Source organism: Paenibacillus sp. cl123, from assembly GCF_900101595.1.
Classification (GTDB): domain Bacteria; phylum Bacillota; class Bacilli; order Paenibacillales; family NBRC-103111; genus Paenibacillus_G.
In genome coordinates this window covers 22,700-38,631 of sequence record NZ_FMYY01000018.1, presented here as the reverse complement: position 1 = coordinate 38,631, position 15,932 = coordinate 22,700, and the positions used below count along the sequence as shown (strand labels likewise).

Here is a 15,932-nt window from a genome sequence, read left to right as displayed (position 1 = left end):
CATGAATTCATCTGCCCATCAGGAAAAGCACTTCCAAACTTACATCATTGACCGGCTAGTAGAGCAAGGTTGGAAGCTGGGTGACCCTAAACGTTACGATACTGAACGTGCGCTGTTTCCGAATGACCTTGAAAGCTGGATTAAGAACAGCGGCCAGAAGGATAAGTGGGATAAGCTGGAACGATTAAACGGCTCAAAAACCCTTGAAGTCGTTATGGAGCGGTTGACCAAGGCGCTGGAGCAGCAAGGCACAGTACAGGTACTGCGCCAGGGCTTCTCGATTGCCGGATGCGGTCTGATTGAAATGACCGAAACTGCACCCGAAGATAAGCGCAACGAAGCAGTGATTGAGCGTTATAAAGCAAATATTTTGCGTGTTGTGCCCGAGTTGAAGTATCACCCCGCTCGTGAATTTGCGATTGACCTGGTGTTCTTTATCAACGGCTTACCTGTGGCTACGGTTGAGCTAAAGACGGACTTCACTCAATCGGCAGAGGCTGCGATGGAGCAATACCGCCAAGATCGCTTGCCATTTGATCCAAAAACCAAGCGTAAAGAGCCTCTATTGACCTTCAAGCGTGGTGCAGTCGTGCATTTTGCCATGTCTGATTCTGAAATCATGATGGCAACCAAACTGGATGGCGTGAATACCTTCTTCCTGCCATTCAATAAGGGGAATGATGGACGGGCTGGCAACCCACCGGGTGAGAAAAAAACTGATGGCAGCATTGAATACCCTGTGGCCTACTTCTGGGAGGAAGTGTGTCAACCCGATGCGTGGCTACGCATATTCCACAGCTTCGTTTATGTGGAGAAAAAGGATGTCGTTGATATTCAGGGCAATTGGTCGAAGAAAGAAACGCTGATATTTCCACGTTTTCATCAATGGATAGCGGTCAATGCTATGCTTGCTGATGCGCGAAAGAATGGCGCAGGCATGACCTATCTGGCTGACCATAGTGCGGGTTCAGGCAAAACCAGCACCATTTCCTGGACTGCTCATGATTTGGTGAAACTGCGTGAAGACAATGGTGAAGCCGTGTTTAACAGCGTCATTATTGTGACCGACCGTAATGTACTTGATGGACAGCTACAGGACGCGGTAAAGCAAATTGACCACCAATTTGGTGTGATTGCCGCGATTGACCGCCAGAAGTCTTCTAAATCCAAAAGCAAGCAGTTGTCTGAAGCACTGCTGGCTGGAACCCCGATTATTGTTGTGACCATCCAGACGTTTCCTTATGCGATGGAAGCCATCATTACCGATAAGTCCCTCAAGGGGAAGAACTTTGCGGTCATTATTGATGAAGCACACAACTCTCAGACGGGTTCTACGGCTGCCAAATTACAAACCGCATTGGGTATGAGTGGTCAGGGTAAAATGTCCACTATGACGGTGGATGAGCTGTTAGAACAACTGCAAAAGTCTCGCGTTCGCCCTGACAACATCAGCTATTTTGCCTTCACGGGTACGCCTAAACATGCAACCTTGATGTTGTTTGGCCGCCCTGACGACATGACAAAGCCACCATCCAAAGAGAACCCGCCGAAAGCCTTCCATAAATACACTATGCGGCAGGCTATCGAAGAAGGCTTTATTTTGGACGTACTTAAAGGCTATGTGCCTTATCAAACCGCCTTTAATCTTTCTAAACAGCTTGAAGACAGCAAACGAGTGAGTGGCAAGGCAGCAAAACGCGCTTTAGCCCAATGGATGGCACTGCACCCCACCAATGTGACTCAAAAGGTGCAATTCATTATTGAGCACTTCTCGAGAAACGTAGCTCATCGTTTAGATGGCAAAGCAAAGGCTATGGTTGTTACTAGTTCTCGTGCTTCTGCAATTCGTTATAAAAAAGCCTTTGACCGCTATATAGAGCAACACAGTGAATACAGCTTCATTCATTCGCTGGTCGCTTTCTCAGGCAAGATGACCGGAAAGCAGGTGATGCACAATGATGATGAGGCATTCAAAGATGATGTGTTTATTGTTGACGAAAACGAGGAGTTTACAGAACAAAGCATGAACCCCAAGGTGCAAGGTCAGGATTTACGTTTTGCTTTTGACCGCCCTGAATATCGCGTGATGCTGGTTGCGGACAAATTCCAAACGGGATTTGACCAACCGAAACTGGTCGCCATGTACGTGGACAAGAAAATCGCCAATCACGTTGAAATTGTGCAGACCTTTGCGCGATTGAATCGCATGGCCCCTGGAAAGGATGAGGTGTTCATCATCGACTTTGTGAATGACCCTGCTAACGTCCGTTACGCTTTTTCACTATATGACGATGGAGCGCACATTGACGATATTCAAGACTTGAATGTGGTCTATGAAATTAAAGAACGCTTAGAGGAGCATGGGCTTTATACCGAAAAAGATTTAGCCGCTTTCAAAGAGGCTCGTTTCAAAACGATACGCGATATTACTCACGCGCAGGCGCCACAACACAAAGAGCTGTATGCAGCAACAGAAGGCACTACCCGTCTTTACAACGACAAGATGAAGATGCTCCGTGATGCAATGGCAACTTGGGAATCGGCATTTGAAAAGGCTCATGCTAAAGGTGATGAGGCGGGCATGAAGTCTGCCGATCATCATCAAGATGAATACGCAGAGCAAATCAAATCGTTGCTGGGCTTTAAGTCAGACTTGGGGCGCTTTTGCCGCACCTACTCTTATGTTGCCCAACTCATTGATTTTGGCGACCCAGAGCTTGAGAACTTCGCCGCCTTTGCCAAGCTATTGCAAAAGCGCCTTCACAATGAAACGCCAGAAACTATAGATCTTAAGGGTTTAGTACTGACAGGCTTCGATATTAAAGGTCGTACTGAAGAGCCGTCAGAAGAGGAAGAAAACCCAGTTTTACAACCTATAGGCCCAGGCGGTAGCGGTGGCGCAGGTGATAAGCCCAAGTTCGTGAAAGAAATTATTGAAAAGCTTAATAGCCTGTTTGGTGAAGTAACACCGATTCAGGATCAGGTTGCCTTTGTTAATCAGATCAAGTCGATTGCCGGAGAAAGTGATGTGGTCATGGCGCAAGTCGAGAGCAATACCCGCGAACAGGCGATGAAAGGAAACCTGCCTGGTGCTGTGCAACAAGCCGTTGTTCGGGCGCTTTCAAGCCATCAAAAGCTTGCCACGCAGGTACTTAAATCTGACCGTCAGGGTATGTCCGCACTGGTTGACGTGATTTATGAAATGCTACGCGATGGCAAGAATATAGACCTGGATTTGGACTAGCACCATGCTTGATTTATTAAATTTGCCGGGCGTTAAACCAGTAGATATGTATAAAGAAAGCAAGGCACTCATAATTGTTGCGGTGGCGGATGATGCTGAGGCGTTCATGTGCCCAGATTGCAAGATCCCAATGCACAAGCATGGGACACGCAAGAACAAGTTTTCTGATATGCCGCTGTATATGGAGCCTGTTCGTCTTGAAGTGCAAAGGCCGCGTTTTCGCTGTGAAAGCTGCGGAAAAATGGCGATGCCTGAGCTGAGTTTCTTGGACGATAAGCGGCGAGCAACTAAACGCTTGGTTGATGCCATCCAACAGCAATGCCTTAGCACTACACTCCGCGCCTTGGCAGACCAAACAGGCGTTGCCGTTAATACGGTGAAAAATATTGCCCATGATTTGATTAAGGAGCTTGAGCAAACCGTTCGCTATGAAACGCCAGTCATCATGGGAATTGCTGAAGTAAATCTAGCCGGTGGTTATCGTTGCGTCATTACTAATCTAGCTACCAACAACGTGTTTGAAATGCTGGAGGAACGCACGCAAGACCATCTGAAGCCATTCTTTAAGGATCTGCCCGACTGTGAAAAAGTTGAGTGGGTTTGTACCGGCATGTGGCAGCCTTTCAAACTCTACTTTGCTGAGTTTTTGCCTAATGCCAAGCTGGTTATTGATAAGTTTCACGTTGTCCAAATGGCATCGGAAGCGCTGGAAGAAGAGCGGAAGAAATATCAGATACAACTTAGCAAGGATGATAGAATTAACGTTAAAAAGTCCTTTCGATGGCTGACGCTTAAACGACCTGACAATCTGACACCTGCCGAGCATGAAGCCCTTGCTATCGTTCGTCAACAAATTCCAGAACTGGCCATTGCTTATGACTTTAAGGAGAGCTTCTTTGCAATCTATGACGAACCAGACAAGCAGCAGGCTCAGAACGCTTTTGAATCATGGAAAAACAGTTTGCCAGATGAAGGCATGGAACCATTCAAAAGGCTGGTCAAAACGGTTCACAATCACTATGACGACATCTTTGCATATTGGGATGCCCCATTCTCAATTACCAATGCCTACACGGAAGGTTTGAATGGTTTTATCAAAATGTCTAATCGTTTAGGGCGTGGGTACAGCTATGAGATTATTCGCGCAAAGACGTTGTATTCGGCAGAGGCACGCAAGGTTGGTAGTGGTATTCGCTCGGGTCATGGGAAGGTTGAGTATGGGCCGCATATTCCAACTCTACTTAAGCAAGCTGAGAGCGGTGAGCTGGAATAGGGATCAGAAAATCCAACCAAGTAAAGATTTCTTTCAGATTGACGATCTAGGGCTAGAAATAGATGTTTCCAACCCTAGAAATAGACTATTATAAAAATAAAGTTACATCATACAGCCTGGTATTTACAAATATGAAGATTACGTACTTTGTAGTCAGGTTTATTTTATAGACTCCACTAAGCTTTACATTGCATATTGGCTGAGTCTTTAGTTTCTTTGGTCACATTTTTGATCAATTTTTCCATGGGGGCCGCGCCGCACTCGAACGTTAAAATATAAAAAACAAAAAAGTCTTGTCCCATAAGGCTTTCTCTCGCATTTTCATTAACATACAAAACCCCATCGCTCCACTATCAGCGATGAGGCCAGGGGTGATCCCCTAGGTTCCATAACTATAAAAGCCTTTAAACACATGGATTACTGAGTGTTTAAAGGCTTTTATCTTTGCCAGGATGTCATGATTTGGGGCGTTGTCACACGTTTTATTTACTGGATTTTCATTTAGCAATAGGTGTTGTTTCTCGTTTTTAGTATCCATAAAAGGGAAATGGCGGAAAATGTCGAATTAATGAAGTAGATGAACAATGTATTGAGGGGTGATTTTATGTATCTTTCAGAAGTCAGAATTACAAACTTCAGAAAATTTGGTCAAGAAACTAACAGTGAACACCGGACTGATTCTCGTCTTAAATAAAGGTCTTAATGTCCTTATTGGTGAAAATGATGCTGGAAAATGGACAGTAATCGATTCAATCAAGTTTGTATTGTTAACACAAAGTCGAGATATTTTAGACTCGGAAAAGAAGACTGATTTGCTCGGTTTGTTCAAAATGAATCAGTCTATTTAGATAACAAAGCAAAGTTGATTATATTGGGTTGGGTTCATTATTTAGATGTATTAGCTTAAAAATTAAAACTTGAATTTGGGAAGGAAATTAAATTTGAAAATCTCAATTGGACATTTTAAAGCTATTGAAAAACTTAATGATTATGATTTGAAACCTTTGACAATTATCTCTGGAGCAAATAGTGGAGGAAAAAGCACATTAATTCAGCTATTATTGGTTATAAAACAAACTTTAGAAAACAATCTAACATCACAAAAGCTTATACTGAATAAGCCATACGTTTCTCTTGGAAAATATAAAGATATAGTATATGAAGGGAAAAATAAAAATAACTTGTCATGGGGATTCAACTTCTTTAATGAAGATATACCACAGGCAGTGAAAAGTCATCTTTTTTTCAAAAAAATTGAAAAGGGCGCGATAAAAAAGCTGGAAGTGCAAGTGAAATACGAAAATAACAATTCGAACCTATATATTCAAGAATTTTTTGTTAATTGGAAGTTTGAAGTTAAGGATTTTGAATTGTTTTTACATTTAAAACGAGAAAGAGGAAATAAATACAGTGTTGTAACTAATAGCGCGCTCTTTTTTAAAGAGGATTATTCTCAATATTTGAGACAAAGGGTCCGTCCTGGTGCACCAATAGTATTTAAAAATATTGATGGATGGAAAGCGAATATATCTTTCAATAAATTTTTTCCATACGAAAGCCTACCCACCTCTTCTGATCCAGATGCGGACTATAGTGACGAATTCTTCTCAGTTTTATCTAACAGTTTTTTGGAAAAAGTTATGACTAGGTATTTTTCGAGAGTATCTTATTTAGGGCCACTGAGGGATGAACCCCGTTCTTTTTATGTAAATGATGATGATACGAATTTAAAAATTGGAAATAAAGGGGAATATGCTGCTCATATACTTGAACAGAAGGCTACTAGTTTAGTTAGTTTTTATAAATTTAAACATTATGAAAATGGTAGCATTGAATATTACGATGATAAGGATACTCTTGAGAGTGCAGTTAATTATTGGATATGTAGAGTGTTTAAAATGGCATTGAGAATAAAAGTAAACCCAATTCAAAGTGGGATGATGTACCGTATTGAAGTGCTTAATGATTTGGGGCAAAAAGTTCCAATTAATCATGTTGGATTTGGTGTAAGTCAGATACTTCCTATAGTTGTTGAAGGACTTATATCGCCATCTAGAAGTACCCTTATTTTAGAGCAACCTGAGATACACCTACATCCCAACGTTCAAAGTTTACTATTGGATTTTATTTATAGTTTAGTTCTTTCGGGTAAGAAAGTTATTGTGGAGACACATAGTGATCATTTTATAACTAGACTTAGAAGAAGAATTGCGGAAGGAACTTTAGATGCGAAAAAGGTAAATTTGACCTTTATAGAAAATAAAGAATACAAAGTTTTGAAATTTACCGAAGCAGGTTCCTTAGAATACTGGCCACAGGATTTCTTTGATCAACTAGATAAAGACATTCGGGCAATTGTTAAAGCACAAAGTATGAAAAAAAATGTAAGTATGTTTAGTAATTTTAAAGGCGGCAATTAGAAATGAATCATATTACAGCCCTTGACCCTAATATGTTTCTCTGGGAAACAAATGATGTTGAAATGTATCCTGAAAAGTACAAGATTATTTTATTTGAATTAATGGATATCATTGACGTATTAGAGTCCAACAATAACAAAATTATTTTAAAGAAGTACTTTCAGGATGAGTTAGAGAATCATTACCCTGCAATAGATGAAAATTCTGATGTAACAAGGAGCATATACAGATTTTTAGCAAAAGTTCAAGATAGAATTATTGAATATCCGGAATTTTCGTATCCAAACATATATTCCGATCCATTGGTCATCAATTATTTATTAAGTGAAGATTTTCAAAACGAAATTAAGATTTTACTCTCAGCATTGTACAATTATAGTAAAAATGAAGATGACGATGAAGAGTTAACATTTGTAACGGTGGGTAATCTTAGAGACCCAGGGAACAATTTTCTGAAGCTTATTGTTGCAGATGATGAAAAAGAAATTATTTCAATTCAAAATAGCGAATTGCTAAGCGATTTCTTGATACGTTCAAAAAGAAAGTATGAAATGAATCCAAAGCATGATCCCGAATATGGTTGGGGTTCTCCTTTTAGTGCTAATAAAAGTATAGCAAAAAGGATGTTATTTAACTCAATAATCAGTTCTAGAGGAAATTCTCAAGCTCTATACTTTTATGATAATGATAAAGAAGTTTTTATTGTTTTCCGTCCCCATACGGATAACGTATATCACGCCTATGAAAATGATAATCCTAACGAGATACCCTCAGACATCAGGCAATACTTTTTGAAAGAGCATCCATCAAAAAAAACTAGAAAACAAAACGGAGAAAAATAAATTTGATGTTGGTCACATTTTGGTCACGTTTTTCATTTTTGATCGTTGCGGCGCACTCGAACGTAGAAACATAAAACTCAAAAAAAGGCTGTCCCACAAGGTTTTTCTCTCCTTCTTTCCTAAGCGTACAAAGCCCATCTCTCCACTGGCAGCGATGGGGCCAAATGGTATAAGAGTTAAAGGTCAGTAACAAGTTTTATAAGGCGGATTGGAAGGAAATGAGCAATTCGGCTTTCCGCGACGCATTGAAAATAATATGCCGCGATTTTCGAAAATCGATCTAAACCCTTGATATATAAGGATATAAAACAAGCTGTTCCTTACATCATGTACCATGAAATTTCCTTAAAATCCCGAGACCTAGGCTCTGTTGGCGGGTCTCTTTTTTTACAGCAGAAATACAGTAGAAAATAAAACCGAAAAATGCGTTGTATAACAAGAGTTCCTACTGTTTATTCCATTGGAATCGATGAGGTCTGGTTCGACTCTGTTGATTATGTAATCCTATGTTGTTTATTTTTGACGACATGTTGACAAATATCGTCAACAAGCAATAAAACTCAAACAAAACAATCAATACGCATTGGACAAAACCCTTATAAATCAAGGGTTTTATCCAACTAACACAGAACCCAAACAACTCCCACATGTTCCCGCATACGGTGCATGTTGAATGCATAGTCTCAACATACCGTGTTGACAATTAACGAGAACACCCAAACCCAATATGTAAATATCAGACGTCACTAGACATGTGTAATCTCGAAGATTCGAAATTAATGAGATATGACAGATATTGCTCAAACTACGGTAGCTAAGCCTTCATCAACAAAACTTCTGCAAACCCCAGTCAACTTAAGACTGGGGTTTCGTGCTTGTATGCTCAAAATAACCTATCATTTTCGACCAACCTCCCGTGAATGGCTACGTTCATTGCAGCGCTTATGGGACCCGCCGTAAAATGACGCCCAGACGCTGTTGACACCACATGAAGAATCCAATATTATAATAGTGCACTAGTTGTCTAGTGAACTGGTTCGTAAGAACGGAGGGTGGGGCTTGTGCAGCTGAACTTTAACAGCCCGAAGCCGATTTATTTGCAGATGGTCGATGAGGTCAAGAGAGCGCTGGTGCGAGGGGAGCTCATGCCCGGCGATAAAATCCCGTCGCATAAGGAAAGGGCGGAGATGTCCCAGGTGAATCCGAATACGGTGCAGCGCGCTTATCAGGAGATGGAGCGGGTAGGCCTGACCGAGACGCTGCGGGGGCAAGGCACGTTCGTCCGCAATAACCCAACGCTGCTGGAGCAGCTTCGCTCGGAGATGGCGCAGGAGGCCATGCGGCAATTCATCGCAGAAATGCGTGGTCTTGGGATTGACGCCAAAGAGATGGAACAGATGCTGCATCGGCAGCTGGCGCAAGAGGACGGGGAGGGATAGACTATGGAAAACATCGTCGAGCTGCAGGACATTCATAAACGATATTTGCTCAAGCACGCGCTGCGCGGGGTCGACCTTCAGCTCCGCAAGGGCCGTATTATTGGCTTGCTCGGTCCGAACGGCAGCGGCAAGTCGACGCTGCTGAAGATGATGGCCGGCCTGATCTATCCCAGCTCCGGCACGATTCGTGTGAACGGTCGGGAGCCGGACGTGGAGAACAAGCGGCATGTGGCCTATCTTCCCGAGATCGACCATCTATATGGGTGGATGACCGTGACCGAGACGCTGCAGTTTATTTCTGGATTCTATCCCGATTGGCAGCCGGAGAAGGCTGCCGAGATGCTGATGAGAATGGAGCTCGACGCGAACCAGAAGGTTCGTCACCTGTCGAAGGGGCTGCGAGCCCGCCTGAAGCTGATCGCTGCGCTTTCACGGAAGGTGCCGCTGGTGCTGCTGGATGAACCTTTTTCGGGTATAGATCCGTCTTCCCGGGTGAAGATAATTCGCTCGATCATCAGTGAATTCCGCTCGGAGGAGCAGACGATTATCCTCTCGACCCACTCGGTGAATGAGTCGGAGCCGATGCTCGATGACGTGATATTCCTGCAGCAGGGCCGCGTCCATACATTCGATACCGCCGAAGCGCTGCGTGCCGAATACGGCTGCTCGCTCGAGTTGATTTGGGAGAAGGTGTACGCCTAGATGGGCTTCCGACAACTATTCAAGAAAGAATGGAAAGGCACCTTTCCGGTATTTGCAGTTTATGGCGGTCTGGTCACGCTGATTCATCTGATCCTGCTGTACAAGAACGCGTCCTTGGTGAAGGACATCGTCTTCGTGTTTTCGCTTCTATTGCCTGCGATCCTCGTTGGTGTGCTTGCGGTGGGTACTGGCTTCTACCAGTTACACACGGAATGGCGGTCCAACTCGATTTATTTGCTCCTTGCCTTGCCGGTTCGGGGATGGAAGGTGCTGACCGCCAAGCTGGTGGCGGTGGTGTCTCACTTGGTGGCCACGCTATGCTGGATTCTCCTCAGCTTCTCTCTCTCGCTGCTGCGAACACAATGGGCGGATCTGCAAAACGCGGAGTGGTCGCGCTTCTGGCCTTCGCTTCTGAATTTGACGGCTCACATGTTTTGGATGTATCTGCTGATCGTCTTCGTGTTAGTGGCTCTTGTACAGTTCACTTTCCTTTGTGGCCAGCTCGTTGCCCGGATGAAGTGGCTGTTCATGATCTTTGCGTTTGTCGGCTCGCTTTGGTTGATCCTGCGGATAAGTCCGCCGCTGGCCAGCCTTCTGCTATGGACGCCGGATATTGTGCTGGGCAGCGAGTTCGATGTTCTCCATTCCGGGCCATTTCTGATCCTGTTCCTGGCTGGGGCGTGTCTCATTGGACTGAGCGGCTATATTTACGATAAGGAAGTGGAGGTATGACGATGCGGCTGCGTAGCAAGCGATTGGTGGTTCTGGTCATGGTGGCGGCGTTGTTCATCCTCTCCATTCTGGACGTAACGTTTCGCAAGGAAGAGCTGTTTGACCGGTTTGGCGATGTATTTGAAAATAAACAGCGGACGGTTGCCCATAACCAGGTGCAATCGGCGGTAAGTCTGACTGAAAAGCGCGAGCTCGAGCTTAAGCTATCTGGCGTCCGGGAGGTAGCACTTGCCACGGTCCGTAACAAGCTCACGGTGCAGCGCTCCACAGATTCGGGTATGCGGCTGAACTATACGGTGACCGTAACGGCGCCAGATGCGCTTGCAGCTCGCCGCCGTATGGATTCGGTTCAAGTAAAGGACCAGGTAGATCAAGGGGTGCTGAACCTGCATCCCGAGGCGAATGGTCGGAAGCTGGACATGGATGGGGTTTCTGTGGAGTATGTGCTGACGGTTCCGGATGGGGTCAAGCTGCAGCTGCAGAATGAGGGAGGGACGCTTGCTGTTGCAGGGGTTCAGAGTGAGATTATGGTGTCATCCGAAGGCGGTCTGGTGGAGGTTGTCGGTACGAGCGGTCCGCTCGACGTTAAGACATCCCGTGGCCACGTGTATATGAAGGATATTAAGGGTGGGATTCAACTGTCCAACCACAACAGCCAGGTGGTGGTTAAGAACGGGACTGGCGGCATGACACTCCAAAGTGAGTCAGGACGCAACGTCATTGAACGGATGATCGGGAACGTCACCGGTACTATGCGGGGCGGCCAGGTTCAGGTTCGGGAGGTAACAGGCACGCTTGAGCTACGCAGCGAGGGATCGGCGGAGACGCTGGTCGAGCGGGTTCAGGGCAACATTCGCATGGAATCCGAGGGAGACGCGAACACGCTCATTCTGCCGGAGACAGTCGGATATGCCCTCGATGTACAGGTCAGCGGAGGCGCAGTTCGGACAACGCTTCCTTTTCCGATTGAACGGTTGAAGGACGGCGAATATGGGGCGCGGTTGAAAGGAACCATTGGCAAGGGAACATGGAACGTGGTCGTGAAGTCGCACGGTGGCGATGTCCTGATTCATTCAAACTAATCTACGGGAGGAGTGACCAGCCGATGCCAAATGAGCCGATTGTCCAGCTGCTCGGGGTCAGCAAGCGCATTGGGCCCGCGACCATTATCGACGATCTCAGCTTTGACGTTGTACCTGGCGAAATCTTTGGCTTTCTCGGGCCGAACGGAGCGGGCAAAACCACCACGATCCGCATGATGGTCGGCTTGATGACCTTAACGGCGGGGGATATCCGCATCAAGGGACACAGTATTCGAAGCAGCTTCGAGCAAGCGATCCGTCATGTTGGCGCGATCGTTGAGAATCCGGAAATGTACAAGTTCCTGACCGGCTACCAGAATCTCATTCACTTTGCACGAATGGTGAAGGGTGTGACGAAGGAGCGGATCGATGAGGTTGTCCGACTCGTTAAGCTGGAGGAACGTATCCATGATAAGGTCAGCAAGTATTCCCTTGGCATGCGTCAGCGGCTCGGCGTCGCACAGGCGCTGCTGCACCGGCCGTCGCTGCTTATTCTCGATGAGCCGACGAACGGCCTTGATCCGGCGGGGATTCGCGAGCTGCGTGACTATTTGCGCAAGCTGACTCGGGATGAAGGAATTACGGTCATTGTGTCCAGCCATCTGCTTTCGGAGATGGAGCTGATGTGCGATCGGGTGGCAATTATTCAGCGGGGTCGACTCGTCGATATAAAGCCGATCGGGGAGCTGGTCGCTGGGGCGAACGTCGCTCGCACCTACCGAATCGAGACGGATGCTGTGGACGAAGGCACGGTGGCGGCGGTTGGCGAGCTTGACGGCGTGATCTCCGTTCAGGCGTTGGAGGCCGGCCTGGAGATTCAGACCGACCGCGAACGCATTCCGGACATTCTGGCTCAGCTCGTGAGCCGGCAAGTCCGGGTCTACGAGATCCAGGCGCTTCGACCGTCGCTGGAGGATCGGTTCCTAGAGATGACCGGAGGTGCGACCCATGCTTAATCTGATCCGTAACGAAAATATGAAGCTGTATCGCCGGCCGCGTACCTTGCTGATGATCGGGCTGATGATCGCCGCCGTCTTGCTGCTGTCGATCATGGAATGGTATTACGACGAAAGCCGGGGAGGGGTCTGGCAGGACGCGGTCATGCTGAAGAAACAGCACTATGAAATGCAGCTTCAGGCGCCCAACTTTAATGAGGAACAGAAGGACTATTTCCGGAAGCAGATCCTGCGTCTCGACTATCATCTGCAGCATAATATTCACACGGAAGAAGGAACCATGTGGGATGGCACCATGTCCGCCGCTGAGATGGTCGTTCTGATTACCTTGTTCACCGTGATTGTCGCCGGCGACAGCATGGCGGGGGAGTTTAGCACAGGCACGATTAAGCTGCTGCTCATCCGTCCGGCCCGCCGGCTCAAGATCATGGCATCCAAGTATATAGCGATGATCCAGTTCGGGTTGCTGCTGCTCGTCTTGCTTTTTGTCATCTCGGTGCTAACGAATGGCTTGCTCTATGGGTTCGAGGATCTGGACTTACCGCTGCTTGATTTCGATGCATCCGGACAGATTGTCGAGAAGAACATGTTCGCCACCTTGTGGCAGACGTACCTGTTGAATGGAGTAGCCACCATCATGTATGTGACGATGGCGTTCATGATCTCCACCGTCTTCCGCAGCAGCTCCCTGGCCATCGGCTTCTCGATCTTCGCGCTGTTCGCCAGCATGATGCTGCTGGAGGTGCTTCAGCCGTACGCCTGGAGCAAGTACCTGCTGTTAGCGAATCTCGACTTGACGCAGTATTTTCACGGGAAGCCGTACCAGGAGGGGATGACGCTCACCTTCTCTGTGATGATGCTGCTGGTCTACTACCTGCTGTTCAATCTCACTTCCTGGCTGGTCTTTACCCGGCGGGACGTGGCGGCCTGACGGTGTACACGCTCTGCAGCGGTTTGTATAATGTAAGGAACGTGTCGGCAGAGGGTGAGGGTGCATGGAACAGTACCGTGCGGATTGCGAGCAATGTTTCGGGCTATGCTGCCGCAAATTTCAGAGATCCCGCAGGGAATTTAATTGAGTTATATCACGAAATCTCAATGGATTAAGGATGTGTGCCGAAAATGGGAGTTTCAAATTACGATGAATTTATACAGTTGGTAGAAAAGTTTAAGATTTTTCCTTTTTCAGACTTTGTTCCTGAATATCCATCGTTGACGGCTGTGACTGCAAATAATCATTGGCATACAGGGAATGAAACGGATCCGTGGCTATGGAGAATTCGGATTGTACAAGACGGTATTGCTGCATATGGAAAGTTTTTTGGTTCAAAAGCATGTTTTATTCATACGCAACTATTCCCTGTAGTCAGATCCATCCTAACATCCGGCAAAACGGTAGACGAGAGATATAAGGATGGTCTTATTTCAAGTACGGCTTATCACATTTATAAAGTCTTGAAAGAGCATGGAAATATGGATTCACGGAATTTACGAAAATTATCAGGGTTGGATGCAAAAGAAGCCAAAAAAGAGTATGAAAAATCGCTTGTTGAACTACAAAATTATGGTGATGTAGTCATCACTGGGACAGCAAAGCAAAATGATAATGATTCAGGTTGGAGCAGCATGTGTTACGAACCATCAGAATTATGGATTAAATCAAATAAGGGGCCTAAAGACAATGTGTCCCTTAATGATGCAAAGATGTTATTGGCAGCGGAACTATCCAGAATTTGCACCGATAAATCCTATAAATACTTCGCAAAGAAACTACATTTAGAAACAAATCACAGCAGCGGTCGAGATGAAAAATCTGTACTTTAAGATTGGAGGGCGTGTATGATAGGTCTATTCTACAAGCCCTATTTTACTGTCCATCCAATTGTAGCCGATCCAAGAACGCTCGCTGGGTCTACACAAGAAAATCCCGTTCCTGCTGACAACGAGGAACGGGATATTTTACAGCTCTGCTCGGTTCAGCAATTAAACCATCATCGCCCCGATCACGGGATAATCCGTCTCAGTCGCGAGCGGGTACCATAGCGCTCCCTCATCAATTCCACAGTTCTCGACAAGCCTTACCACATTAATTCAGCGTAAACTTGAACAATGGATTTCCCACTTTTCCCAGCGAGTGGCCTTAACTGAGCTCCCTCCTTATACGATCACGTGCGTTTCAAGATAAAGTTTAGCCCGTTCGCGCTTCCGGAGTTGAACCACATCAAGATGTTAGCCCCGGGCGAAACGGAACTGGCGCTGATGTCCAGGAATATACCGCTTCCCGCGTTAATCAGGTTATATTTCGTACCGTTCTGGACGATCCACCAGCGCTGTGCCGCGGTATCGTTGCTTGCGTTCTGGACCACCGGGTTGCTCAGAACATTGATGCCATTTTTGTTCTCCATGACCTTTCCGGTGAGGTAATTGGTTATTTTGTATGTTCCGTCGTTCTGTCGCTGGAACAGGAAGATCTGCTCCTTCGAGTTAACTGTTCCCTTCGCAGCGGTTTTAAACTGAGTACCGTCGTTCGAGTCGGCTATGCTTATATTTGTTACGTTGGTGTTGTTGGTGATGAAATAATAGGCATCCTGGATAGCCGCCGCCAGAATGATTGGCTTCCATACGGCGTACAAGGTGACGCTGGCGTCTGCCGTATAGCTCTGTGTCGGCGTGTATACTCGGGTAGTTCCCGCGCTGTTTGTATCCCAACCGTCAAAGTAGTAGCCCGTGCGGGTCGGGATCTCCCCTGACAGGTTCAGGTTGATGCCGCTATACTTCATCTGCGGCGCCGGCGCGTTCGTGCCGCCGTTGGAGTCGTAGCGTATAGACAGACCCGCGGGATTCAAGCTGAAGTTTAGCCCGTTCGCGCTTCCCGAGTTGAACCACATCAAGATGTTCGCCCCTGGCGAAACGGAACTGGCGGTGATGTCCAGGAATATACCGCTTCCCGCGTTGACCAGGTTGTATTTCGTACCGTTCTGGACGATCCACCAGCGCTGCGCCGCCGTATCGTTGCTTGCGTTCTGGGCCACCGGGTTGGCCAGAACATGGACGCCGTTCTTGTTCTCCATCACCTTTCCGGTGAGGGAATTGGTTATTTTGTAAGATCCGTCGCTCTGCCGCTGGAACAGGAAGATCTGCTCCTTCGAGTTGACCGTTCCCTTCGCAGCGGTTTTGAACTGTGTACCGTCATTCGAGTCGGCTATGCTTATATTTGTTACGTTGGTGTTGTTGGTGATGAA

General features: G+C 46.3%; 13 protein-coding genes. 12 read left to right on the top strand and 1 reads right to left on the bottom strand.

Annotated features, from left to right (window positions below; genetic code table 11):
- Position 1 precedes the first annotated feature (1 nt).
- The 12 genes from BLR08_RS22585 to BLR08_RS22535 all read left to right on the top strand — a co-directional run bounded on the left by BLR08_RS22585 (position 2) and on the right by BLR08_RS22535 (position 14,514).
- Positions 2–3,244, top strand: a complete 3,243-nt coding sequence (locus BLR08_RS22585) for a type I restriction endonuclease subunit R (protein WP_072335567.1) — start codon at positions 2–4, stop codon at positions 3,242–3,244.
- Positions 3,245–3,248: 4 nt separating this feature from the next.
- Positions 3,249–4,517 carry an ISL3 family transposase gene (locus BLR08_RS22580; RefSeq protein ID WP_072335570.1) on the top strand — a complete coding sequence of 423 codons (1,269 nt, stop codon included), beginning with the start codon at positions 3,249–3,251 and terminating at the stop codon, positions 4,515–4,517.
- 596 nt (positions 4,518–5,113) lie between these two features.
- Positions 5,114–5,365, top strand: coding sequence for an AAA family ATPase (locus BLR08_RS32165; protein ID WP_371117618.1), 252 nt, complete (start codon positions 5,114–5,116; stop codon positions 5,363–5,365).
- Between the two features lie 93 nt (positions 5,366–5,458).
- Positions 5,459–6,937, top strand: coding sequence for a DUF3696 domain-containing protein (locus BLR08_RS22575; protein WP_072335573.1), 1,479 nt, complete (start codon positions 5,459–5,461; stop codon positions 6,935–6,937).
- A 2-nt stretch (positions 6,938–6,939) separates the two neighbouring features.
- Positions 6,940–7,779, top strand: a complete 840-nt coding sequence (locus tag BLR08_RS22570; RefSeq protein ID WP_072335576.1) for a hypothetical protein — start codon at positions 6,940–6,942, stop codon at positions 7,777–7,779.
- A 1,061-nt stretch (positions 7,780–8,840) separates the two neighbouring features.
- Positions 8,841–9,218, top strand: coding sequence for a GntR family transcriptional regulator (locus BLR08_RS22565; RefSeq protein WP_083537445.1), 378 nt, complete (start codon positions 8,841–8,843; stop codon positions 9,216–9,218).
- 3 nt (positions 9,219–9,221) lie between these two features.
- The gene (locus BLR08_RS22560; RefSeq protein ID WP_072335579.1) at positions 9,222–9,920 is read left to right on the top strand and encodes an ABC transporter ATP-binding protein; all 699 of its coding nucleotides are present in this window, start codon (positions 9,222–9,224) and stop codon (positions 9,918–9,920) included.
- A complete protein-coding gene (locus BLR08_RS22555) occupies positions 9,921–10,652 on the top strand; it encodes a hypothetical protein (protein WP_072335582.1) in 732 nt (243 codons plus the stop codon).
- A gap of 2 nt (positions 10,653–10,654) precedes the next feature.
- On the top strand, positions 10,655–11,734 hold the full coding sequence (locus BLR08_RS22550; protein ID WP_176835585.1) for a DUF4097 family beta strand repeat-containing protein: 1,080 nt from the start codon (positions 10,655–10,657) through the stop codon (positions 11,732–11,734).
- A 23-nt stretch (positions 11,735–11,757) separates the two neighbouring features.
- The gene (locus BLR08_RS22545; protein WP_072335589.1) at positions 11,758–12,690 is read left to right on the top strand and encodes an ABC transporter ATP-binding protein; all 933 of its coding nucleotides are present in this window, start codon (positions 11,758–11,760) and stop codon (positions 12,688–12,690) included.
- The gene (locus BLR08_RS22540) at positions 12,683–13,621 is read left to right on the top strand and encodes an ABC transporter permease (RefSeq protein WP_072335592.1); all 939 of its coding nucleotides are present in this window, start codon (positions 12,683–12,685) and stop codon (positions 13,619–13,621) included. Before BLR08_RS22545 ends, BLR08_RS22540 begins: the two co-directional genes overlap by 8 nt.
- Before the next feature lie 191 nt (positions 13,622–13,812).
- Entirely contained in the window at positions 13,813–14,514 is a 702-nt protein-coding gene (locus tag BLR08_RS22535) for an AlkZ-related protein (protein WP_072335595.1), read from the top strand.
- Positions 14,515–14,855: 341 nt separating this feature from the next.
- Here BLR08_RS22535 and BLR08_RS31260 read toward each other — a convergent pair.
- On the bottom strand, positions 14,856–15,932 hold a 1,077-nt coding region (locus BLR08_RS31260; RefSeq protein WP_176835584.1), incomplete at its 5' end, for an RICIN domain-containing protein.